At 55.4% G+C, this 23,428-nt stretch carries 19 protein-coding genes, 1 tRNA gene and 1 pseudogene; 14 read left to right on the forward strand and 7 right to left on the reverse strand.

What is annotated here, in order from left to right:
- Positions 1-82: 82 nt before the first annotated feature.
- The 4 genes from CLU80_RS10520 to CLU80_RS10535 all read left to right on the forward strand — a co-directional run bounded on the left by CLU80_RS10520 (position 83) and on the right by CLU80_RS10535 (position 6,244).
- Positions 83-2,005, forward strand: a complete 1,923-nt coding sequence (locus tag CLU80_RS10520; RefSeq protein ID WP_007910115.1) for a PrkA family serine protein kinase — start codon at positions 83-85, stop codon at positions 2,003-2,005.
- Between the two features lie 121 nt (positions 2,006-2,126).
- Entirely contained in the window at positions 2,127-3,398 is a 1,272-nt protein-coding gene (locus tag CLU80_RS10525; RefSeq protein ID WP_007910114.1) for a YeaH/YhbH family protein, read from the forward strand.
- A complete protein-coding gene (locus CLU80_RS10530; protein ID WP_093441957.1) occupies positions 3,395-4,957 on the forward strand; it encodes a SpoVR family protein in 1,563 nt (520 codons plus the stop codon). The genes CLU80_RS10525 and CLU80_RS10530 overlap by 4 nt, the downstream gene beginning before the upstream one ends.
- A gap of 63 nt (positions 4,958-5,020) precedes the next feature.
- The gene (locus tag CLU80_RS10535) at positions 5,021-6,244 is read left to right on the forward strand and encodes a multifunctional CCA addition/repair protein (protein ID WP_099757327.1); all 1,224 of its coding nucleotides are present in this window, start codon (positions 5,021-5,023) and stop codon (positions 6,242-6,244) included.
- Between the two features lie 91 nt (positions 6,245-6,335).
- On the opposite strand, the gene folK is transcribed toward CLU80_RS10535, so the two are convergent.
- On the reverse strand, positions 6,336-6,851 hold the full coding sequence (folK, locus tag CLU80_RS10540) for a 2-amino-4-hydroxy-6-hydroxymethyldihydropteridine diphosphokinase (RefSeq protein ID WP_099757328.1): 516 nt from the start codon (positions 6,849-6,851) through the stop codon (positions 6,336-6,338).
- Entirely contained in the window at positions 6,842-7,198 is a 357-nt protein-coding gene (gene folB, locus CLU80_RS10545) for a dihydroneopterin aldolase (protein ID WP_064390789.1), read from the reverse strand. The genes folK and folB overlap by 10 nt, the downstream gene beginning before the upstream one ends.
- A 74-nt stretch (positions 7,199-7,272) precedes the next feature.
- Between folB and plsY the strand changes: the two genes are divergently transcribed.
- Positions 7,273-7,842, forward strand: a complete 570-nt coding sequence (gene plsY, locus CLU80_RS10550) for a glycerol-3-phosphate 1-O-acyltransferase PlsY (protein WP_093441972.1) — start codon at positions 7,273-7,275, stop codon at positions 7,840-7,842.
- Between the two features lie 23 nt (positions 7,843-7,865).
- On the opposite strand, the gene tsaD is transcribed toward plsY, so the two are convergent.
- A complete protein-coding gene (gene tsaD / locus CLU80_RS10555) occupies positions 7,866-8,891 on the reverse strand; it encodes a tRNA (adenosine(37)-N6)-threonylcarbamoyltransferase complex transferase subunit TsaD (protein WP_093441977.1) in 1,026 nt (341 codons plus the stop codon).
- Between the two features lie 199 nt (positions 8,892-9,090).
- Here tsaD and rpsU point away from each other — a divergent pair, with 199 nt between their 5' ends.
- From rpsU to CLU80_RS10595, 7 genes are all read left to right on the forward strand, one after another.
- Complete coding sequence (rpsU, locus tag CLU80_RS10560) at positions 9,091-9,306, forward strand: 30S ribosomal protein S21 (protein ID WP_002551877.1); 216 nt, start codon at positions 9,091-9,093, stop codon at positions 9,304-9,306.
- 485 nt (positions 9,307-9,791) lie between these two features.
- Complete coding sequence (gene dnaG, locus CLU80_RS10565) at positions 9,792-11,756, forward strand: DNA primase (RefSeq protein ID WP_093441982.1); 1,965 nt, start codon at positions 9,792-9,794, stop codon at positions 11,754-11,756.
- Between the two features lie 67 nt (positions 11,757-11,823).
- Complete coding sequence (gene rpoD / locus CLU80_RS10575) at positions 11,824-13,668, forward strand: RNA polymerase sigma factor RpoD (RefSeq protein WP_093441990.1); 1,845 nt, start codon at positions 11,824-11,826, stop codon at positions 13,666-13,668.
- Between the two features lie 126 nt (positions 13,669-13,794).
- Positions 13,795-17,541, forward strand: coding sequence for a bifunctional diguanylate cyclase/phosphodiesterase (locus CLU80_RS10580; protein WP_099757329.1), 3,747 nt, complete (start codon positions 13,795-13,797; stop codon positions 17,539-17,541).
- A gap of 15 nt (positions 17,542-17,556) precedes the next feature.
- A tRNA-Ile gene (locus tag CLU80_RS10585) sits at positions 17,557-17,633 on the forward strand.
- Between the two features lie 125 nt (positions 17,634-17,758).
- The gene (locus tag CLU80_RS10590) at positions 17,759-18,814 is read left to right on the forward strand and encodes a site-specific integrase (protein ID WP_099757330.1); all 1,056 of its coding nucleotides are present in this window, start codon (positions 17,759-17,761) and stop codon (positions 18,812-18,814) included.
- Positions 18,815-18,855: 41 nt separating this feature from the next.
- Positions 18,856-19,149: a hypothetical protein gene (locus tag CLU80_RS10595; RefSeq protein ID WP_286079722.1), complete on the forward strand. Its 294-nt coding sequence runs from the start codon at positions 18,856-18,858 to the stop codon at positions 19,147-19,149.
- Between the two features lie 12 nt (positions 19,150-19,161).
- On the opposite strand, the gene CLU80_RS10600 is transcribed toward CLU80_RS10595, so the two are convergent.
- A complete protein-coding gene (locus CLU80_RS10600; RefSeq protein WP_286079723.1) occupies positions 19,162-19,476 on the reverse strand; it encodes a plasmid mobilization protein in 315 nt (104 codons plus the stop codon).
- A 415-nt stretch (positions 19,477-19,891) separates the two neighbouring features.
- On the opposite strand from CLU80_RS10600, the gene CLU80_RS10605 reads away from it, so the two are divergent.
- Positions 19,892-20,113, forward strand: coding sequence for a TraK family protein (locus tag CLU80_RS10605; RefSeq protein ID WP_099757332.1), 222 nt, complete (start codon positions 19,892-19,894; stop codon positions 20,111-20,113).
- A gap of 139 nt (positions 20,114-20,252) precedes the next feature.
- On the opposite strand, the gene CLU80_RS30195 is transcribed toward CLU80_RS10605, so the two are convergent.
- Both CLU80_RS30195 and CLU80_RS30495 read right to left on the reverse strand, forming a co-directional pair.
- Positions 20,253-20,540, reverse strand: coding sequence for a hypothetical protein (locus CLU80_RS30195; RefSeq protein WP_286079724.1), 288 nt, complete (start codon positions 20,538-20,540; stop codon positions 20,253-20,255).
- 321 nt (positions 20,541-20,861) lie between these two features.
- Positions 20,862-21,047: pseudogene (locus CLU80_RS30495) on the reverse strand (helix-turn-helix domain-containing protein); the annotation flags it as partial.
- Positions 21,048-21,334: 287 nt separating this feature from the next.
- Here CLU80_RS30495 and CLU80_RS30200 point away from each other — a divergent pair.
- Positions 21,335-22,204 carry a helix-turn-helix domain-containing protein gene (locus CLU80_RS30200; protein WP_286079725.1) on the forward strand — a complete coding sequence of 290 codons (870 nt, stop codon included), beginning with the start codon at positions 21,335-21,337 and terminating at the stop codon, positions 22,202-22,204.
- Positions 22,205-22,587: 383 nt separating this feature from the next.
- Here the strand turns inward: CLU80_RS30200 and CLU80_RS10620 are convergent, their stop codons facing one another.
- Entirely contained in the window at positions 22,588-23,400 is an 813-nt protein-coding gene (locus CLU80_RS10620; protein WP_286079726.1) for a hypothetical protein, read from the reverse strand.
- Positions 23,401-23,428 lie beyond the last annotated feature (28 nt).

Here is a 23,428-nt window from a genome sequence, read left to right on the forward strand (position 1 = left end):
ACAAACAGCTGCCTAAACGGTTGTTTGCCAGCATCGACTGAGTGATCCGGCGTCGGCTCCACGTATCGAGCGAGGTGACGTCATGAGTATCTTTAGCCACTTCCAACAACGCTTCGAGTCCACACGCCAGGAAGAACTCTCGCTGCAAGAGTACCTGGAGCTGTGCAAAAAAGACCGGAGCGCCTACGTTTCTGCCGCCGAGCGTCTATTACTGGCCATCGGTGAACCGGAACTGCTCGACACCTCGACCAATTCGAGGCTGTCACGCATCTTCTCCAACAAGGTGATCCGTCGCTATCCGGCCTTTGAAGACTTCCACGGGATGGAAGAATGCATCGACCAGATCGTTTCGTATTTCCGCCATGCCGCCCAAGGCCTGGAAGAGAAGAAACAGATCCTTTATCTGCTCGGTCCCGTCGGTGGCGGTAAATCGTCCCTGGCCGAAAAGCTGAAACAGCTGATTGAAAAAGTGCCCTTCTACGCCATCAAGGGCTCGCCAGTATTCGAATCGCCTCTGGGTCTGTTCAACGCCACCGAAGATGGCGCGATCCTCGAGGAAGACTTCGGCATTCCACGGCGCTACCTGAACACCATCATGTCGCCTTGGGCGACCAAGCGCTTGGCCGAATTCGGCGGCGACATCAGCCAGTTCCGCGTGGTCAAACTGTACCCGTCGATCCTCAACCAGATCGCCGTAGCCAAGACCGAACCGGGCGACGAGAACAACCAGGACATCTCCGCACTGGTCGGCAAGGTCGACATCCGCAAACTCGAGGAATACCCACAGAACGACGCCGACGCCTACAGCTACTCCGGTGCGCTGTGCCGGGCCAACCAAGGCCTGATGGAATTCGTCGAAATGTTCAAGGCACCCATCAAGGTGCTGCACCCATTGCTGACCGCGACGCAAGAAGGCAACTACAACAGTACCGAAGGCCTCGGCGCGATTCCGTTCACCGGGATCCTGCTCGCCCACTCCAACGAATCGGAATGGCACACTTTCCGCAACAACAAGAACAACGAAGCGTTCATCGACCGGATCTATATCGTCAAAGTGCCGTACTGCCTGCGCGTCAGTGACGAAGTGAAGATCTACGACAAACTGCTGTTCAACAGCTCCCTGGCCAAAGCGCATTGCGCGCCTGACACCCTGAAGATGCTCGCGCAGTTCACTGTGCTGTCGCGCCTCAAGGAGCCGGAAAACTCCAACATTTATTCGAAGATGCGCGTCTACGACGGCGAAAACCTCAAAGACACCGATCCGAAAGCCAAGTCGATCCAGGAATACCGTGACTCGGCAGGCGTCGACGAAGGCATGAACGGTCTGTCGACCCGGTTTGCCTTCAAGATCCTGTCCAAGGTCTTCAACTTCGATCCGCATGAAATCGCTGCCAACCCGGTACACCTGCTCTACGTGCTGGAACAGCAGATCGAACAGGAACAATTCCAGGCCGAAACCCGCGAGCGCTACCTGCGCTACCTGAAGGAATATCTGGCGCCGCGTTATATCGAATTCATCGGCAAGGAGATCCAGACCGCGTACCTCGAGTCTTACAGCGAGTACGGCCAGAACATCTTCGACCGCTACGTGCTGTACGCGGACTTCTGGATTCAGGATCAGGAATACCGCGATCCGGAAACCGGCGAGATTCTCAACCGCGTCGCGCTGAACGAAGAACTGGAGAAAATCGAAAAACCGGCCGGCATCAGCAATCCGAAGGATTTCCGCAACGAGATCGTCAACTTCGTACTACGCGCACGCGCCAACAACAACGGCAAGAACCCGACCTGGCTCAGCTACGAGAAACTGCGGGTGGTCATCGAGAAGAAAATGTTCTCGAACACCGAGGACCTGCTGCCAGTCATCAGCTTCAACGCCAAGGCCAGCAAGGAGGATCAGCAAAAGCACAACGACTTCGTCACTCGAATGGTCGAACGCGGCTACACCGACAAACAGGTACGGCTTCTTTCCGAATGGTACCTACGGGTACGGAAGTCGCAGTGAAGCAGCTGCAAGCTTCTAGCTACGAGCTGCAAGAACAAAGCGCGTAACCCACTGATGCCCGGGAACCTGCTTTTACTTGCAGCTTGAAGCTCACAACTTGAAGCTGCCCGGAGGGCTTCCTATGAGTTATGTGATCGACCGACGTCTCAATGGCAAGAACAAGAGCACGGTGAACCGTCAGCGCTTCCTGCGGCGTTACCGTGACCACATCAAGAAGGCTGTCGAAGAGGCGGTCAGCCGGCGCTCCATTACCGATATGGAGCACGGCGAACAGATCAGTATTCCCGGTCGCGACATCGACGAACCGGTGCTTCACCATGGCCGCGGCGGCAAGCAGACCGTCGTGCATCCGGGCAACAAGGAGTTCACCGCCGGCGAACACATCGCCCGCCCGCCGGGAGGCGGTGGCGGACGCGGCCCGGGCAAGGCCGGCAACTCCGGCGAGGGCATGGACGAATTCGTCTTCCAGATCACTCAGGAAGAATTCCTCGAATTCATGTTCGAAGACCTCGAACTGCCGAACCTGGTCAAACGCAACCTGAGCGGCACCGACACTTTCAAAACTGTGCGCGCCGGGATCAGCAACGAAGGCAACCCGTCGCGCATCAATATCATCCGCACCCTGCGTTCGGCTCATGCGCGACGCATTGCCCTGTCCGGTAGCAGTCGGGCAAAACTGCGCGAAGTGAAAGAAGAACTTGAGCGTCTGAGACGCGAAGAGCCGGACAACTTCGGCGATATTCAGGAACTCGAGGCGGAAATCGAAAAACTCAGTGCGCGCATCCATCGCGTGCCGTTCCTCGATACCTTCGACTTGAAGTACAACCTGCTGATCAAGCAGCCCAACCCCAGTTCAAAAGCGGTGATGTTCTGCCTGATGGACGTCTCCGGCTCCATGACCCAGGCGACCAAGGACATCGCCAAACGCTTTTTCATCCTGTTGTACCTGTTCCTGAAACGGAACTACGACAAGATCGACGTGGTGTTCATCCGCCACCACACCAGCGCCCGGGAAGTCGACGAAGAGGAGTTTTTCTATTCACGGGAAACCGGCGGCACCATCGTTTCCAGTGCCCTGAAACTGATGCAGGAGATCATGGCCGAGCGTTACCCGAGCAACGAGTGGAATATCTACGCGGCGCAGGCTTCCGACGGCGACAACTGGAATGATGACTCGCCAATCTGCCGCGACATCCTGATCAACCAGATCATGCCGTTTGTGCAGTACTACACTTATGTGGAGATTACCCCGCGCGAACATCAGGCCTTGTGGTACGAGTACGAACGCATCGCCGAAGCCTTCTCTGACACTTTTGCCCAGCAGCAACTGGTCTCGGCCGGGGATATCTATCCGGTCTTCCGTGAACTCTTCCAGCGCAGGTTAGTGACATGACCGCCAAAGAGCAGAAGCGCCAACCCATTTCCACCGGCTCCGAATGGACGTTCGAGCTGATCCAGACCTATGACCGCGAAATAGCCCGGATCGCGGCCCGCTATGCGCTGGATACCTACCCCAACCAGATTGAAGTGATCACCGCCGAGCAGATGATGGATGCGTATGCCTCGGTGGGCATGCCACTGGGCTACCACCACTGGTCCTACGGCAAACACTTCCTCAGCACGGAAAAGTCGTACAGCCGTGGGCAGATGGGCCTCGCCTACGAAATCGTGATCAACTCTGACCCGTGCATTGCCTATCTGATGGAGGAAAACACCATCTGCATGCAGGCGCTGGTAGTGGCGCATGCCTGTTACGGGCATAACAGTTTCTTCAAGGGCAATTACCTGTTCCGCACCTGGACCGACGCCAGCTCGATCATCGATTACCTGGTGTTTGCCAAGCAGTACATCATGCAGTGCGAGGAGCGTCACGGCATCGATGCAGTAGAAGACCTGCTCGACTCCTGCCATGCGTTGATGAACTACGGCGTCGACCGCTACAAACGTCCTTACCCGATTTCCGCCGAAGAAGAACGGCGTCGGCAGAAGGATCGTGAAGAGCACATGCAAAAGCAGATCAACGATTTGTGGCGCACCATTCCCAAAGGCGCGGATAAATACAGCGACAAGGACAACGCACGCTTCCCGGCCGAGCCGCAGGAAAACATCCTGTACTTCATCGAAAAACACGCGCCGTTACTGGAACCGTGGCAGCGCGAGATCGTGCGGATCGTGCGCAAGATCGCCCAGTACTTCTACCCGCAACGCCAGACCCAAGTGATGAACGAGGGCTGGGCAACATTCTGGCACTACACGCTGATGAACGACCTGTATGACGAAGGGCTGGTTACCGACGGCTTCATGATGGAATTCCTCACCTCGCACACCAGTGTGGTGTTTCAGCCAGGTTTCGATAGCCCTTACTACAACGGCATCAACCCCTACGCGCTGGGTTTCGCCATGTATCGCGACATCCGGCGCATGTGTGAAGAACCTACCGAAGAGGATCGTCACTGGTTCCCGGAAATTGCCGGGAGCGACTGGCTGTCGACCATCAAATTCGCCATGAGCAGCTTCAAGGATGAGAGTTTCATCCTGCAGTATCTGTCGCCCAAGGTGATCCGTGACCTGAAACTGTTCAGCATCATGGATGACGATCAGAAGGACGACTTGTTGGTGCCTGCGATCCATGACGAACCCGGCTACCGGATCATCCGCGAAACACTGGCCGCGCAATACAACCTCGGCAACCGTGAACCGAACGTGCAGATCTACAGCATCGATCGGCGCGGCGACCGCTCACTGACCTTGCGTCACCAGCAGCATGACCGCAAACCACTGGGTGATTCCACCGACGAGGTGCTTAAACACCTGCATCGCTTGTGGGGCTTCGATATCCATCTGGAAACCCTGCAAGGCGACCAGATCATGAAAACTCACCACGTACCGCCACGCAGTGAACACAGCGAAGGGGATTACGGTCGACTTGACCTTGCCGTCATTCATCTTTGATCCGGTTTCGGCCTCCGAAAGTCTGACGCAAGGGTTATTCTGTCGGGCTAACGGAGGTTTTTTATGCAGATTTTCAAGGTTGGCGGTGCCGTACGTGATCGCTTGCTGGGCAAACCAGTCACCGACATCGATTGGGTCGTAGTCGGTGCCAGCACGGAAGAAATGCTCGCCCAGGGTTATCGCCCGGTTGGGGCGGATTTCCCCGTGTTTCTTCATCCCAAAAGCGGCGAGGAGTACGCCCTCGCCCGCACCGAACGCAAGAGCGGGCGCGGTTATGGCGGTTTCACTTTTCACGCCAGCCCCGAAGTGACGCTTGAAGAAGACCTGATTCGTCGCGACCTGACCATCAACGCCATGGCCGAGGACAACGAGCATAATCTGACCGATCCCTACCATGGCCAGCGCGATCTTGAAGCCCGGATTCTGCGCCACGTTTCTCCGGCGTTCGCCGAAGATCCCCTCCGTGTATTGCGCGTTGCCCGCTTCGCAGCGCGCTATGCCGGGCTGGGTTTTACTGTCGCACCGGAGACGCTGGAATTGATGCGTCAGCTCAGCGAGTCCGGTGAGCTGGAGGCGTTGACCGCTGAACGTAGCTGGAAAGAAATCTCCCGGGCACTGATGGAAGATCAGCCGCAAGTGTTCATTCAGGTGCTGCGCGACTGCGGCGCACTGAAAGTACTGATGCCAGAAGTCGACGCGCTTTTCGGTGTGCCACAACCGGAAGCGCATCACCCGGAAATCGATACCGGCCTGCACACCCTCAGCGTCCTGGAGCAATCAGCGCTGCACAAGCAACCGCTGACGGTACGCTGGGCTTGCCTGCTGCACGATCTCGGCAAAGGTCTGACCCCAGAGGAAGAGTGGCCGCGACACATCGCCCATGAGCACACGGGGTTGAAGCTGATCAAAGCGGTCAACGAACGCTTTAAGGCACCAAAGGATTGTCAGGAGTTGGCCTTGTTGGTCGGCAAGTACCACACCCACAGCCACCGGGCGCTGGAGTTGAAGGCCTCGACGCTGCTTGAGCTGTTGCAGAGCTTTGATGTGTATCGCCGACCGCAGCGGTTTGAAGAGTTTATCGCGGCATGTGAAATGGACGCCCGAGGCCGTAAAGGGCTGGAGCAGAGAAGTTATCCACAGGCGGATTATTTGCGCGGTGCGGCGAAGGCTGCGCGAGAGGTTGCGGTGCAGCCGTTACTGGAGAAGGGATTCAAGGGCCCGGAACTGGGCGAAGCGCTGAAACGTGAGCGACTGAAGGCGTTGAAGGCTTACAAAGAGAACGCCTGAAGCAAGATCAGAAGATCGCAGCCTGCGGCAGCTCCTACAGAGAAACGCATATTCCCGTGTAGGAGCTGCCGCAGGCTGCGATCTTTTGCTTTTAAAGATTCGGCGGGGTCAATTGCGCACCACGCCACTCGAACGCAACTGGCGCTAAAACCTGGTCAATCTGCGCCTCTGCCCACAACGTCGCGAAGCTTTTTCCCACACCCGGATGCATGCGATCCGGCGCAATCAGCGACAACGGCCACAACACAAAGGCATTTTTCAGAATTTCCGCACGCGGCAAAACCAAACCGTCAAAGTTGCCCGCCAGATCGCCATACAGCAGCACGTCAATATCCAACGGCAAGCCCTTGCGATCCGGTGCGTAGCGACCGTTATCCGCCTCAATGAATTTCAAGCGGCGATCCAGTTCCATCAACGGCAGGTCGGTATACGCCGACACCACGAAATTGAAGAACGGCCCGCTCTTGATGCCCACAGGCGCGCTTTCGAACACCGCCGAACAGCGGACATCCACCAGAAACGTCGCCAAAGCGTCGAGTCCAGCGCGCAAATGAGTTTCGCGCTCGATATTGCTACCGAGCCCGAGGTAGACCTGAGTCAGCGACATCCGCGCTCGATCTCCACACCCACGCCGCCCTTGGCAGCCGGAACGGCGCCGGGTTTGGTCAGCTTCAGGCGCACCCAAGTGATCTTGAATTCGCTCATCAGCACTTCAACCAGACGTTCGGCGAAGGTCTCGACCAGTTGAAACTGCGCTTGCTCGGCAAACGCCTGAATTCGCGTGGACACGCTGGCGTAGTCGAGCGCCAGGGTCAGGTCATCACCGGCGGCGGCCGGGCGATTGTCCCAGGCGAAGCTCAGATCAAGGCGCAGGCACTGGCGGATGCCGCGCTCCCAGTCGTAGGCACCAATCACGGTGTCGACTTCCAGGCCTTCGATAAACACTCTGTCCAAGCACTTCTCTCCGCTGCACGACAAGGGCGCAATGCGCCGTTAGAATCAGGGCGTCCTCGCCCGGAATAGTTAGCATGTTTTGGTTACTGGCGACTCTCGCCTACCTGCTCGGCTCGCTGTCCTTCGCCATTTTGCTCAGCCGCCTGACCGGAAACCCGGATCCGCGAATGAGTGGCTCGGGTAATGCCGGTGCCACCAACATGCTGCGCCTGGCCGGTCGCAAACTGGCGATCCTGACCCTGCTGGGTGATCTGTGCAAAGGCCTGGTGCCGGTGCTGATCGCTTCGACTGCCGGCCTTTCGCTGCAGGATCAGGCGTGGATCGGCGTGTGCGCCGTGATCGGTCACCTGTTCCCGCTGTACTTTCGCTTTCGTGGCGGCAAGGGTGTCGCCACCGCTGCCGGCATGCTGCTGGGCCTGTATCCGCCCGCCGCGCTGCTGGCAGTATGCGCCTGGTTACTGACGTTTTACCTGACCCGCACCAGCTCGCTCGCAGCACTGATCGCAACCCCCTTGACCCTGCCTTTGCTGGCCTGGCAGGAACCGGAAGCGCTGCTGCCGATGAGCGCGCTGACACTGCTGATCGTCTGGCGCCACCGCGGCAATCTACGCGACCTGTTTGCCGGGCGCGAACGGCATTTTTAAATACCGGCCATGAGCGCCACTCATCACAACGCCGACAATTGCTCCATCGGCCAGCGCGCCTGCACGCTGATCGCCAGACTTTCCTGCTGACCGGCCTGCAAACGCTGGCAACCGGCAAAGGCGATCATCGCGCCATTGTCGGTACAGAACTCCGGGCGTGCATAAAACACATCGCCCTTCATGTCGCCGAGCATCTTTTCCAGCGAAACACGCAACGCCTTATTGGCGCTGACGCCGCCCGCAATCACCAGACGCTTCATGCCGGCCTGCTTCAGGGCACGCTTGCACTTGATGGTCAAAGTCTCCACCACGGCCTGCTGGAACGCCAGCGCGATGTCGCAACGGGCTTGCTCGCTGTCGTCCCCGGCGTTGACGCACTGCTGCCAGGCGTTGAGCGCAGAGGTTTTCAGACCACTGAAGCTGAATTGCAGACCCGGGCGATCACACATCGGACGCGGGAAGGTAAAACGTCCTGCGACGCCCTTCTCGGCCAGCTTGGCGATTTCCGGCCCACCCGGATAATTGAGACCCATCATCTTCGCGGTTTTGTCGAATGCCTCACCGGCGGCATCATCCAGCGTCTCGCCGAGCAGACTGTATTGGCCGATGCCATCGACCTGAACCAGCTGCGTATGACCGCCGGAGACCAACAAAGCGACGAACGGGAATTCGGGCGGTTTCGGCTCCAGCATCGGCGCCAGCAAGTGGCCTTCCATGTGGTGCACGCCGAGCGCCGGAATGCCCCAGGCAAACGCCAGTGCCTGAGCGCAGGAAGCGCCGACCAGCAATGCGCCAACCAGGCCAGGACCCGCGGTATAGGCGATTGCATCGATCTCGGTCGGTACGCAGTCAGCCTCGGCCAACACCTGACGGATCAAGGGCAGCATGCGTTTGACGTGGTCACGCGAGGCCAGCTCCGGCACCACACCGCCATAAGCGCGGTGCAGGTCGATCTGGCTGAACAGTGCGTCGGCCAGCAGGCCGCGTTCGCTGTCATATAATGCGACGCCGGTTTCGTCGCAGGAGGTTTCTAATCCCAGTACTAGCATGGGTTTGCGCCTTGTTTAGGCTGAATTCGAAGGCGCGCATAATAGTCGCCGCGTGATGCCCCGACCAGCGGTTTTCGATCAGAGGCTTTGCATTCCGAGCGATGAGGGGTTAACATCCGCAACCCTTAAAAACCGACGTCTTCAAGTGCTCTTTTGCCGCGAGGATGTTGACCCCGGTAATGAATGAAGGTAGCTCTGGATGCCAGCCGTCAAAGTTAAAGAGAACGAACCCTTCGACGTAGCTCTGCGTCGTTTCAAGCGCTCCTGCGAAAAAGCCGGTGTACTGGCTGAAGTTCGTAGCCGCGAATTTTACGAGAAGCCAACTTCTGAGCGTAAGCGCAAAGCAGCAGCCGCTGTTAAGCGTCACGCCAAGAAAGTTCAGCGCGAACAGCGCCGCGCCGTTCGTCTGTACTAATACACAGACGTTCGTAGCAAGCTTCTTGCCTAAGCCCGGCTCTCAGCCGGGCTAATGGCATTTGCGTAAAACGCTTGATGCTTCACCGTCGAAGCCGCACACGCGACCAAGACGAATCTGCTTCACACGTCAGACCTGGCTCTTTTGCCAGCGGTGCACGTCTTTTCTGACGAGCCTTTCAAGGCTACTGACGAGCACACCCACTGATTCCTCTTACGACGATCAGCCCAAGGCACCTGCATGCGTGCCCGCTTTATTGAGCGATCCGAGGCCCTGAACCGGCCGTCAGCGGATTCAGCGCAACACTTTCAAATAGTCGACGACTGATGAGTACTAACGTCAGTGGATTTTCGGCAGATACACTTCCCGACAGCGATTACGCAGACGACACCGGTCGAGCCGCACATTTTGCGTGCTTCAAACAATGACCCGCGTCCGGCAGCCTTTCGCATCGGACTTATTACAGCGCAGACGACGAGAACGCCATGGCCGGGCTGATTCCCCAGAGCTTCATTGACGACCTGCTGAACCGCACCGACATCGTCGATGTGGTCAGTTCGCGCGTGCAATTGAAGAAGGCCGGCAAGAACTACACCGCCTGTTGCCCGTTTCACAAAGAGAAAACGCCGTCTTTCAGCGTCAGCCCCGACAAGCAGTTCTACTATTGTTTCGGCTGCGGCGCCGGCGGCAATGCCCTCGGCTTTCTCATGGATCACGACAACCTGGATTTCCCCCAGGCTGTCGAAGATCTGGCCAAAGCCGCCGGTATGGAAATCCCCCGCGAAGAAAGCGGCCGCGAGCGCAAGCCACGGCAGCCGACCGATTCGCCGCTGTATCCACTGCTCACCGCCGCCGCCGACTTTTACCGGCAGGCGCTCAAGAGCCATCCGGCACGCAAAGCTGCAGTGGATTACCTCAAGGGACGCGGCCTGACTGGCGAGATCGCCCGGGATTTCGGCCTCGGTTTCGCGCCGCCGGGCTGGGACAATCTGTTCAAGCACTTGAGCAGCGATACATTGCAGCAGAAGGCCATGATCGACGCAGGCCTGCTGATCGAGAACGCCGAAACCGGCAAACGCTATGACCGCTTCCGCGATCGCGTAATGTTCCCGATCCGCGACACCCGCGGGCGGATCATCGCTTTCGGCGGCCGCGTACTCGGCGACGACAAGCCGAAATACCTGAACTCACCGGAAACCCCGGTATTCCATAAAGGCCAGGAACTCTATGGCCTCTATGAAGCACGCAAGAACAACCGCAACCTCGACGAAATCATCGTCGTCGAAGGTTACATGGACGTCATCGCCCTCGCACAGCAGGGGCTGAAGAATGCCGTCGCGACGCTGGGCACCGCGACCAGCGAAGAACATTTGAAGCGCCTGTTCCGCGTCGTACCGAACGTGTTGTTCTGTTTCGACGGCGACCAGGCCGGCCGCAACGCCGCGTGGCGCGCCCTGGAAGCAACGCTTTCAAGCCTGCAAGACGGCCGCCGGGCGCGCTTTTTGTTTCTGCCCGAAGGCGAAGACCCGGATACCCTGGTGCGCGCCGAAGGCACTGACGCCTTCAAGGCCCGGATCAATCAGCACGCTCAGCCACTGGCGGATTATTTCTTCCAGCAATTGACCGAAGAAGCCGATCCGCGCTCGCTCGAAGGCAAGGCCCACATGGCCACCCTCGCCGCACCGCTGATCGACAAAGTGCCGGGCGCCAACCTGCGTATTCTGATGCGTCAGCGCCTGACCGAAATCACCGGCCTGAGCAGCGAAACCGTCAGTCAGCTGGCACAAAGCGCGCCACAGGAAGCGCCGCCCGCCTACGATCCGGGCATCGATTACGATGCGATGCCGGACTACAGCGACTACCATCAGCCGCAAGCACAGGATATGTATGTGCCGCAGCAGGAGTGGACGCCGAAAAAGCCCGGCGCTGGCGGCAAGAAGTGGGACAAAAAACCCTGGGACAAGAACGGCAAACGTGGCGGTGATCGCGATCAGCAGCGCCCGCGCACACCGATTGGCGTCGAGTCGCCAACCCTGACCGCCCTGCGCACACTGCTTCATCACCCACAATTGGCCAAGCGCGTCGAAGATGCCGGGCACATTGCGGACGAGAATCAGACCAACGCCCAGTTACTTGTGGCCCTGCTCGAAGCTGTACAGAAGAATCCCAAGCTAAACTCATTTCAGTTGATCGCGCGATGGCACGGCACTGAACAGGGACGCTTGCTCAAGGCTTTGGCAGAAAAGGAGTGGCTGATTGACGGCGATAACCTTGAACAACAGTTTTTCGACACCATTACTAGCTTGTCAGCCCGCCAACGCGAGCGAAATCTGGAACAGTTGCTCAGGAAAGCGCGTCAAAGCGAACTGAGCGTTGAAGAGAAAAACCAACTGCGCGACCTACTAAGTCGCAATGTTTCCGCATCAAACCCGACCTCAACTGGCGCGTGAGGTCATAGCTCAGGTATAATCCTCGGCTTGTTTTTTGCCCGCCAAGACCTTCAGTGGATAGGGTGTTATGTCCGGAAAAGCGCAACAGCAGTCTCGTATTATTGAGTTGATCAAACTGGGTCGTGAGCAGAAGTATCTGACTTACGCCGAGGTCAACGACCACCTGCCCGAGGATATTTCAGATCCTGAGCAGGTGGAAGACATCATCCGCATGATTAACGACATGGGGATCCCCGTACACGAGAGTGCTCCGGATGCGGACGCCCTTATGTTGGCCGACGCCGATACCGACGAGGCCGCTGCGGAAGAAGCAGCCGCTGCGTTGGCAGCGGTGGAGACCGATATCGGTCGCACCACTGACCCTGTGCGCATGTACATGCGTGAAATGGGTACGGTCGAGCTTCTGACTCGTGAAGGCGAAATCGAAATCGCCAAGCGTATCGAAGAGGGCATCCGTGAAGTGATGAGCGCAATCGCGCACTTCCCTGGCACGGTTGACCACATTCTCTCCGAGTACACCCGCGTCACCACCGAAGGTGGTCGCCTGTCCGACGTTCTGAGCGGTTATATCGACCCGGACGACGGCATTGCGCCGCCTGCCGAAGTGCCGCCGCCTGTCGAAGCTAAAGTGGCGAAAGCCGACGACGACACCGACGACGATGAAGCCGAATCTTCCGATGACGAAGAAGAAGCCGAAAGCGGTCCGGATCCGGTCATCGCTGCCCAGCGTTTCGGCGCCGTGGCTGACCAGATGGAAATCACCCGCAAGGCCCTGAAAAAGCACGGTCGCAACAACAAGGCAGCGATTGCCGAGTTGCTCGCACTGGCCGAATTGTTCATGCCGATCAAACTGGTGCCGAAGCAATTCGAAGGCCTGGTCGAGCGTGTCCGCAGTGCCCTGGATCGTCTGCGTCAGCAAGAGCGCGCGATCATGCAACTGTGCGTACGTGATGCACGTATGCCACGCGCCGATTTCCTGCGTCAGTTCCCGAGCAACGAAGTCGACGAAAGCTGGTCCGACGCCCTGGCCAAAGGCAAAAGCAAATACGCCGAAGCCATTGGTCGCGTGCAACCGGACATCATTCGCTGCCAGCAGAAACTGATCGCGCTGGAAACCGAAACCGGTCTGACCATCGCAGAAATCAAGGATATCAACCGTCGCATGTCGATCGGTGAGGCCAAGGCCCGCCGCGCGAAGAAAGAGATGGTTGAAGCCAACTTGCGTCTGGTGATCTCGATCGCCAAGAAGTACACCAACCGTGGCCTGCAATTCCTCGATCTGATCCAGGAAGGCAACATCGGTCTGATGAAAGCGGTAGACAAGTTCGAATACCGTCGTGGTTACAAGTTCTCGACTTATGCCACCTGGTGGATCCGTCAGGCGATCACTCGCTCGATCGCCGACCAGGCCCGCACCATCCGTATTCCGGTGCACATGATCGAGACGATCAACAAGCTCAACCGCATTTCCCGGCAGATGTTGCAGGAAATGGGTCGCGAACCGACCCCGGAAGAGCTGGGCGAACGCATGGAAATGCCTGAGGACAAGATCCGCAAGGTATTGAAGATCGCTAAAGAGCCGATCTCCATGGAAACCCCGATCGGTGATGACGAAGACTCCCATCTGGGTGACTTCATCGAAGACTCGACCATGCAGTCGCCAATCGATGTCGCCACTGTTGAGAGCCTAAAAGAAGCGACTCGCGAAGTGCTGTCCGGCCTCACTGCCCGTGAAGCCAAAGTACTGCGCATGCGTTTCGGTATCGACATGAACACCGACCACACACTCGAAGAAGTGGGCAAACAGTTTGACGTAACGCGTGAGCGGATCCGTCAGATCGAAGCCAAGGCGCTGCGCAAGCTACGCCACCCGACGCGAAGCGAGCATCTGCGCTCCTTCCTCGACGAGTGATACCAGAACCCCCGGCCCAGGCCGGGGGTTTTGTTTATATGGCAGATTAAATCCTTCGCAACGCCCCTCCCCCGCATACCCCGTCTACACTCGAAACAATCATCCCCGAGCCATAACGAGAGCGTTATGCCCAGATTGGCGTCCGTGCTTTTTTTGCTGTCACTGATGATCTGGACCGCAACGGCTGACGCGCTGACTCTGACCGATGAAGAACGTAGCTGGCTGGCGGCTCACCCGGACTTGCGCCTGGGTGTCGATGCGTCGTGGCCGCCCTTTGAGTTTCGCGACGACCAGAGCCGCTATCAGGGCCTGGCGGCGGACTATATCGACGTAATTCGCCAACGCCTTGCAATCAAATTGACGCCCATCGAACCGGTGAGCTGGACGGTGGTGCTCGAACAGGTCAAATCAGGCAAGATCGACCTCCTGCCCGGCATCATGTCCACACCGGAGCGCCAGACTTACCTGTCGTTTACCCGCCCTTATCTCGACTTCCCTATCGTCATCCTCTCGCACATCGGCGGTGCACAACCGCGCAAACTTGACGACCTGTACGGCTTGAAGATCGCCGTGGTGGAAAACTACGCGCCCCACGAACTGCTGCGCACCCACCACCCCGATCTGAATCTGGTGGCCATGCCCAATGTCAGCTCGGCATTACAAGCGTTGGCGACCGACGAAGTGGACGCCGTCGTCGGCGACCTCGCCTCCAGCGTCTGGAGCCTGCGCCAGCTCAAGCTCGACGGTCTGTACGTCAGCGGCGAAACCCCATATCGCTACCAACTGGCAATGGCCGTCCCCCGCGACAACAAGATACTGGTGGGAATTCTCGACAAAGTCCTTGCTGACATGAGCTCTGATGAAATCAGCAGCATTCAGGAGCACTGGGTCGGCAACGTCCTTGATCATCGGACATTCTGGTCGGATCTGCTGATCTACGGTTTACCAGGTCTGTTGCTGTTGGTGACGATTCTCGCCGTGGTGATCCGCATCAACCGCCGCCTGAGTTCGGAAATCGCCCGACGTATCGACCTCGAACAGGAACTGCGCAGCAGCGAATACCACTATCGTGGCCTGGTCGAGAGCCTGTCGGCCATCGCCTGGGAAGCGCGGATGAGCGACTTCACCTACAGCTATGTGTCGCCCCACGCCGAAGACTTGCTTGGCTATCCACAATCGCATTGGCTGATTCCCGGGTTCTGGCACAACATTATTCACCCGGCCGACCTGACCCGTACGCAGAGTTACTGCAAAGAAGCGCTTCGCCAGGGTCGCGATCACATCGTCGATTACCGCGTTATCACCGCTGATGGCCGCTGTTTGTGGGTACGCGACATCGTCAGCCTGATCGAACATGGCCACGAGCCGGTGATGCGCGGTTTGATGATCGACATCAGCGAAATCAAGCGCACTGAAGAAGCGCTGCGGCTTTCGGAACAAAAGTTCGCTTCGGTCTTCCAGCAGTGCCCGGACATTCTAGTGATTGCACGGCTGTCCGATGGCTGCCTGCTGGAGGTCAACGAAGCGTTTGAAGAACAAATCGGCCTGAAAGCCGAAGAAGTGCTGGGGCAAACCGCAACTGACCTGAATATCTGGGGGATACCCGGCGTCGGTCCCGGATTGCTGCAGCGCTTGCAGGCGGGCAGCATTCGCAATCTGGAGATGCCGTTTCGCCGCAACAATGGCCAGTTGTTCACTGGCCTGATTTCCGCCGAGCCGTTCGACCTCGATACCACCCCCGCGCTGGTTGTCGTAGTGCGCGACATCACCCAGCTCAAGGAAACCCAACAGCAACTGCAAACCTCCGAAGAGAAGTTCGCCAAAGCCTTCCACGCCTCGCCGGACGGTTTGTTATTGTCACGCCAGAGCGACGGCCTGCTGCTGGAGGTCAACGAAGGATTCAGCCGTATCACCGGTTTCAATAGCGCCATGTCGGTGGATCGCTCGGCACTGGATCTGGGAATCTGGGTCAACCTCAACGAACGCAAACAGATGCTCGATCTGTTGCATCGCGACGGCTTCGTCCGTGACTTCACCTGCCATATCCGCCGCAGTGACGGGCAGATCCGCCTCTGTGAAGTATCCAGCCGTCCGCTGCCGATTGGCGAAGATGACTGCATGCTGACCATCGCCCGCGACATTACCGAGCGGCATCTGATGCAGGAAAAACTGCAGCAGGCCGCCACCGTGTTCGAAAGTACCGCTGAAGGCGTATTGATCACCGACACCCAACAACACATCAGTGCGGTCAATCGCGCTTTCACCGAAATCACCGGCTACAGCGAAAGCGAAGCGCTCGGGCATACCCCGCGTCTGCTCGCATCCGGTCTGCACGACAGCGCATTCTACGCGGCAATGTGGCACCAGTTGACCGACGAAGGTCACTGGCAAGGCGAGATCTCCAACCGACGCAAGAACGGCGAGCTGTACCCGAGCTGGCTGACCATCAGCGCCGTGCGCAATCGAGACAGGTTTATTACCCACTTTGTCGCGGTGTTTGCCGACATCTCCAGCCTCAAACATGCACAAGCCAAACTCGACTATCAGGCGCACCACGACCCGCTTACCGGTCTGCCAAACCGCACGCTGTTCGAAAACCGCTTGCTGATGGCACTGAACAGCCAGCAGGAAAACGGCAGTCAGGGCGCCGTGCTGTTTCTCGATCTCGACCGCTTCAAACACATCAATGACAGCCTCGGCCACCCGGTCGGCGATCTGCTGCTCAAGGGCATCGCCGTGCGCCTGAAGGAGCAATTGCGAGACATCGATACCGTGGCGCGTCTGGGCGGTGACGAATTCATCATTCTGTTACCCGGCCTGCAACAGGCCAGCGACGCCGACAACATCGCCACCAAACTGCTCAACTGCTTCGGTGCGCCATTCCAGGCCGGTGAGCATGAGTTCTTCATCAGTGCCAGCATCGGCACCAGCCTCTTCCCTCGAGACGGTTGCGACGTCGCCACGCTGGTGAAAAACGCCGACGCGGCGATGTACCGCTCCAAGGCCAAGGGCCGCAACCGCGTCGAGAGCTACACCCGCGACCTCACCGCCCAGGCCAGCGAGCGCATTGCGCTTGAGCATGAACTGCGTCGGGCCATTGAACGTGATGAACTGTTTCTCTACTACCAACCAAAAATCAGCCTCGACGATCATCGTCTGGTCGGTGCCGAAGCGCTGATCCGCTGGCGTCACCCGACCTTCGGCGACGTGCCACCAGAACACTTCATTCCGCTGGCCGAAGAGAACGGCATGATCCTGCAGATTGGTGACTGGGTGCTCGAGACGGCGTGCCGGCAAATGTTCGAATGGAGTCAGGTCTACGACAGCCTCGGCCCGCTGTCGGTGAACCTCGCCGGTGCGCAATTGCGTCAGCCGAATCTGCTCGGACGCATCGAACAGCTGCTCAACGACAACCGCCTGCAACCGGATTTACTGCAACTGGAAATTACCGAGAACTTCATCATGAGTCAGGCCGAAGAGGCGTTGGCGGTGTTACACCAGCTCAAACACCTCGGCGTTCAATTGGCGATTGATGACTTCGGCACCGGATATTCTTCGCTCAGTTACCTCAAACGGCTGCCGCTGGACATCCTCAAAATCGACCAGTCGTTTGTCCGCGGACTGCCCGATGACCCCCACGATGCGGCCATCGTCCGGGCGATCATCGCACTGGGCCGGAGCATGCAGTTCACGGTTATCGCTGAAGGTGTGGAAACCCAGGCACAACAACAATTTCTCGCCGCCGAAGGCTGTGAACAGATCCAGGGCTACATCGTCAGCCTGCCGCTGCCGTCGGAAGAATTCGCAGCAACGTTTCTTCGTGTAACCGTATCGGATTTTTCGGATAGCACAGCCGAGAAACCGTCGCTATAATCCGCGACCTACTGAGGGCCTATAGCTCAGTTGGTTAGAGCAGAGGACTCATAATCCTTTGGTCCACGGTTCAAGTCCGTGTGGGCCCACCATACTCAAAGCCGCGCATTGCGCGGCTTTCGTGTTTCTGGATGGACCACCACAGACACAGTCCTATGGTCTAAGGGTACAAATTAGGTACAGTGCTGGTTCGCCAGCCGCCTAGGAGCACCCTCTCATGGCTACTCTCGTCAAAACTTCTTCCGGCACCTGGAAGGCACTTATTCGTAAAACTGGCTGGCCCACCGTCGCCAAAACCTTCCGGACCAAGCGTGATGCGGAAGATTGGTCTCGGCGTACCGAAGACGAAATGGTACGAGGTGTGTACATCCAGCGCAGCGGCTCCGAGCGTATGACGCTGGAAGCAGCCTTAACGCGCTATCTCAGCGACATAACCCCAACCAAAAAGCCCACGACCCAACGCGGCGAGATCAACAAAGCCAAGAAGCTGATCGAGCACCTAGGCAAATATTCCCTTGCAGCTCTCTCGGCTGAAATCATCGCTGGATACCGTGACAAGCGCCTCAGCGAGCCCGGACGCGGTGGAAACATCAGTAACAATACCGTCCGCCTCGAATTGGCCCTGCTGAGTCATCTGTACACGGTGGCAATTCAGGAGTGGGGGTTAGGACTTACGTTCAACCCGGTACTGAACATACGCAAGCCAAGTCCCGGTGACGGCAGAGACCGCCGCCTTTCGCCAGACGAAGAAAGGCGCTTACTGGCGGCGGTGAGCGCACACAGCAACCCGATGCTGGGATGGATTGTGCGAATCGCCTTAGAAACGGGTATGCGCTCGTCTGAGATCTCATCTCTACAACGACCGCAGGTTGATCTGGCTAAGCGCGTAGTAAGGCTCTCAGACACCAAGAACGACGCATCACGAACCGTTCCCCTGAGCAGGCAAGCCACCGAGGTATTCCAAGCTGCGATGAATAATCCGGTGCGTCCGATTGATTGCAACCTCGTGTTTTTTGGTGAACCGGGAAAGGACGGAAAGCGCAGGCCGTACTCCTTCACCAAAATCTGGGGCCAGCTAAAGAAAAAACTGAAGCTACCAGACTTTAGATTTCACGACCTACGCCATGAAGCCGTAAGCCGCCTCGTCGAGGGCGGCCTTTCGGATCAGGAGGTATCCGCCATTAGCGGACACAAATCCATGCAGATGCTCAAGCGCTACACTCATCTGCGCGCAGAGGATTTAGTACAGCGACTTGATAAAATCGTGAGGTGATATTTCCGTTAGTACAGATTTTGTTGTTCCAGGCTGACCTGATGATGGTCAGCCAAAGTAACTCAAGCGGCCGAACTCACAATACTCAAGCAAGAGATCAACAGATGAGAGACTGGAGCCATGAGAATTTTATGGTGGCAACATACGCAAAACATCCAGAATTCGCGTACAAAACCCTGAAAGAAATTTTACGCGAGATGAGTTACGAGGAACTTCCTATAATACGCCGACAAATTACTCTTGCCCTTGACAAGGCTCGCTCAAAAAAAACAAAGGCAGAGCTACAAAAATCCTTATCCGCGATTGCAAATCGCAATTACTTTAATGCCAATTAGCCAAGGAAATGACTAAACACTAGTTTTTTGATAAACGATCATCGACATGATGGCAGTAATCTGTGATTGAAGAGTTCGAAAGTCCCTCATCATCGCAGCAACATCGCGTGAACTTGCCCCGACATCGCGCATATCCGCTAGCCATAGCTTCAGAAGCCCGGCTACGCGACCAAGATCACCATTTACTTTCGCAAGATCAGAAACCGCACCCAAATCTACAACTGACCGGACTGGACAGTTCAACCCAACATTCCTTAGGTAGGCAGACCTTGACAAGCCTGTCTGTACAGCAAGTTTGGAAATCCCTGCTTTTTCCGCATCAGTCACCTAAACCTCAATAGGCTTACCGCGACGTCGAGCATTTCCTTTCGGTGCCTCAGTACCAGCCATGTGAGCCTCCTTTGTTCCTAGATGTGAGTTCTTTCAGTTAGAGCAAAATTCCGTCGAGCCGAAGGCGAGTAAGGCAAGGTGTTGGAAGGGAGAGAGCGAAGCCCGCACCCGTACAACACATATCTTGCCGTCAACCTGAATGCGACTTTATGCGACAGAGACTACTTCAACAACAAAGCGGCATTGAGTCGCATAAATTTTCCTTACATCGCATTCTATTTCCTCTAATCGCATTTTATTTCCTCTAATCGCACATGCGAAAACCATCATTAACTAAAATCGCAAAAATCCCCCCTGGCACCGGCACTATGGCTATACTGCCTATACGACTACCAAAAAATCAGAAATAAACATGCACAACCAAACCGAATCATTTGGCTCTGGCAGCCGTACTAGACGTGGAAACGGCCTTGTATCATTCGTGGCAGTGATGAATGAAGTAAAATCGAAAATAGACCAAGGATACCCCCTAATACGTATCTACGAGCTTTTTGAGGATCGTCTAGATCTGGGTTATACGCAATTTACAAAATACGTAACGAGACACATCAAGCAAGGCAAACCCATATTTTAATATGGAAAATCCGCAAATAACAAAGCAACTAATAACTTGCAATTTAACGCACTCATCCTTTTGGTGCACTCTTTGCCTTTCACTTTTAAAAGTTGATCGATGCCTAGATCGCCATACACGAAATAGAATAACTCTTGGTCTACCTGCGTTTTTTTGAACCGCCCAAAACCTGACGCATATTCTGAATGTAAGGCTCAGCCTTGGCCTTAGAGGTTGAACCATTCTGTATGGCCTCTGACGATTTCTCCTGCTGCTTTTTTAATCGCCTTTTTTCGATCTCAATTGCCCCCGCTGCTACAAACTCCCCTTTTCGATAACGCCGCAAGATCCCCTGAAACCAACGTAAAGGAGTGGTCCTGATCGTATTTTTAGATGCCAAAGCACTAGCCAGCTCATCGACCAATAACTGCAGGTCTTCAATCGGCATCGCTCCCGCCATACTGATAATGGACTGGCGCTCTAGAATTGTGAGTTTTCGTGGAAAAACTATGGCCGCCCCACCGTTCTCGCCCGGTAGTGGTGGTTTTATTACGTGTTCACGTGGTGGTCCTTGGAGTGACACAACTGAGTCACCCTCTCCCTGACTCATCTGTGTCACTCTCGGGGAGCTACCGGTGTCACCGCCTCCCCGAACGCTCAAAGTAGGGGATGACAATTTGTCAGGGTACCTCTCCATGACCAGATGATAACTATTGGATGTCTGCCTACCACTAGGCCTTCGGCGCTCCTCCACGACTAATAAGCCTTGGCTCACAAAGGCTTTAATCATTCGCTGTACGGTTCGTCCAGAAACACCACATTTGGCGGCTAAAGTCCTGATACCTGGCCAGCAAAGCCCCTCATCGTCCGCCGCATCCGCCAACGCCATCAGGATAAGTTTGGGCGTGGGTGATAGAGCCTGCCCCCAGGCCCAGTTCATCGCTTTAATACTCATACGCCAGCACTAACCAAATAAGCGGCAATGCTTGCGGTGCGAAAGTAGACGCGACGCCCAACCTTTACTCTAGCCAGGTTGATTCGCTCAGCGTATGGCTGCGTACCGCTAAGCGCAATTCGAAGGCCATCTGGACTTCTATGAAGCACGTTTGCTAGCTGAGCCAAGCTCAGCAAAGGCCCGTAAAGACTCACCAATGAGTCTTCTATTGCGTTTTCATGCAGGTGCATATGCTTGACCTCCGGTGGTTATCGAACTGAACCGAAAGGTAATGCTTGAGCTTCCTAATGAAACGACTAAAATATGTCATTATGGTTGACAAAAAAGCACATCCCTCCAGCGCTCAAATTCTCGAGACACTGCTTTTTGAGGGGATGACGCACGAGCTAAAGGACGCGATCAGAGCCTTTTTTTTAGAATGCACACCATCACATAACGTCGGCTCAAGAAGATATTCAATATGGAGCATACTGAGTAAAAATCTCGACAACCCCATAATCAGAGCATTTGAAAACTTAGGTTGCTTCAATATTTTTGAACAGCCGTTTACCAAATGGCTACGCTCTAAAAACATGGCTGAAATGAGCCGTTATCTTCAAAGAGCGATGCGCATCTATGAATCCACCCCGGAGCTTTCTGCAAACTTCGACGCACTCCTGGGAGTTTCATATTTCGTACTCTCTAAGACACCATCTAAACGTATACGTATACAAAGCCAAAAATTAAAAGGTTCGGCTCAACTTAACTATCGAAAAAAGGTCGATCACCTACATTATCCTTACTGCGAACTTTGCTGGAGACTTTCACAGGCCGCAGAACGCGACCTCGATCATCCTGAAAACTGCTATGCAACTCTGCGATTTTGTAGCGAACACAACCCTAGCGTACCCGACTCAATGTATCGAAGGGATCACCGATACCGCGCTCGTTTTCATATTGAACTTAAAAACATGAGGCTTGCACGCAACCCGAAAAAACTAACTGCGACACAAATGCGTGTCATTGCATATGAAACAGCACATATGCAAAAAAAGACCACTTATCTAGAAATTATGAAGCTTTATAGAGAAGGATTGAAAAAAATTGAAATATCAAAACGCCTTGGAATAAGCAGGCAAGCTGTTTCAAATTCTTTGAAAAAACATCTCAAGGATTAGGAGAAGGCGGGCACTGAGGCAAAGTCCTGTCTTATTTTTTCCGGTCTGTTAACTTTTCGCCAAGCGGGAAAAACCTTCCTGCGCCGCTGTTTAAATACCGCTGAAGCTCCGAGATGAGCGAACGAAAGACCAAGCAACCGATTCTCGATCCGATGAGGAGTCATTTGTGGAAATCACAAGTTATAAGTACTCCATTGGAAGACCCTTGACCATGGCAGGGATTTGAGACCTCGTTGCCGCATAGCGACCCAGGAGATAAATCTACTCAGCATAGCTATGCAACGACACCAAGCACGACTTAGTTGCGCGAAAAGTGGAAAGCCTGGTGAAGGCTTTCCTGTAAAGGTCAATTGGACATTTTTCAGACACAATGAATTACAATATCAAATATCTTGCTCAAGATCAGATAACTCTTCAATCTCCACCTGCCTAGCAGATAGCCCCACCCCAATACCGATACATTTCCTTAAAAAGCCCTGCAAATCCTTATGAGGAATCCTCTTAAGCTTCCCAAAATTTGTATCTTCATTATAATCTTTTCCTTCAGACTCTTTTCTACCGTAAGAATCAATAGCTAAAGGCATATTGTTTTTGTATTTCTCTCTTCCGATGCGACTTAACACACCTGGCGTTTCATAATGCCCAAACCACCTACCACCAGCATTAGTAAGTCTACTATCCCTTGCGAGAACCAATTCGATGACCGAAAATACATCTAGATCAACAATAGTCGGCGTTACTGCTCCGACCTTATAAAGATGGGGCTGTAGTTGATAAGCGATTATAAGCAGAGCATCTGTTTCCGGAACAACATTCTTCACTGTTACTTTCTGAGTCAATCTAGCAGATGGCTCCCGCCTCGTTGGAGGGCGCTTCATTTCCAAATGAGGGTTGTCCACATATAGAAGCTTTAACTCAACCCTTATTCCAGAAACGTGAATATAGTCTGGATAGCCTTCTCGCTCGCCAAGTAGACCACCGTGCTTACTGAGACCAACTTGCGGAATACTGTCCAAGTGCGGAATTAAAGCATCCATTAGCGAACCAACAATCGTTCCTATTTGAGAGGGTTCAAATGCCGTCAATACTGCCATGGGAAGCGTCAAAGTGTCGAATTGAGTACCTATAAGTGGCGAAAGCTGACTTTTTAATACATCAAGTCTTTCCTTACTTATTCCTGCCCCTTCAAAAACCATAGCACACCTAGAGTTATCGAAATTAATA

The organism is Pseudomonas sp. 29 (assembly GCF_002754355.1).
Lineage (GTDB): Bacteria > Pseudomonadota > Gammaproteobacteria > Pseudomonadales > Pseudomonadaceae > Aquipseudomonas > Aquipseudomonas neuropathica.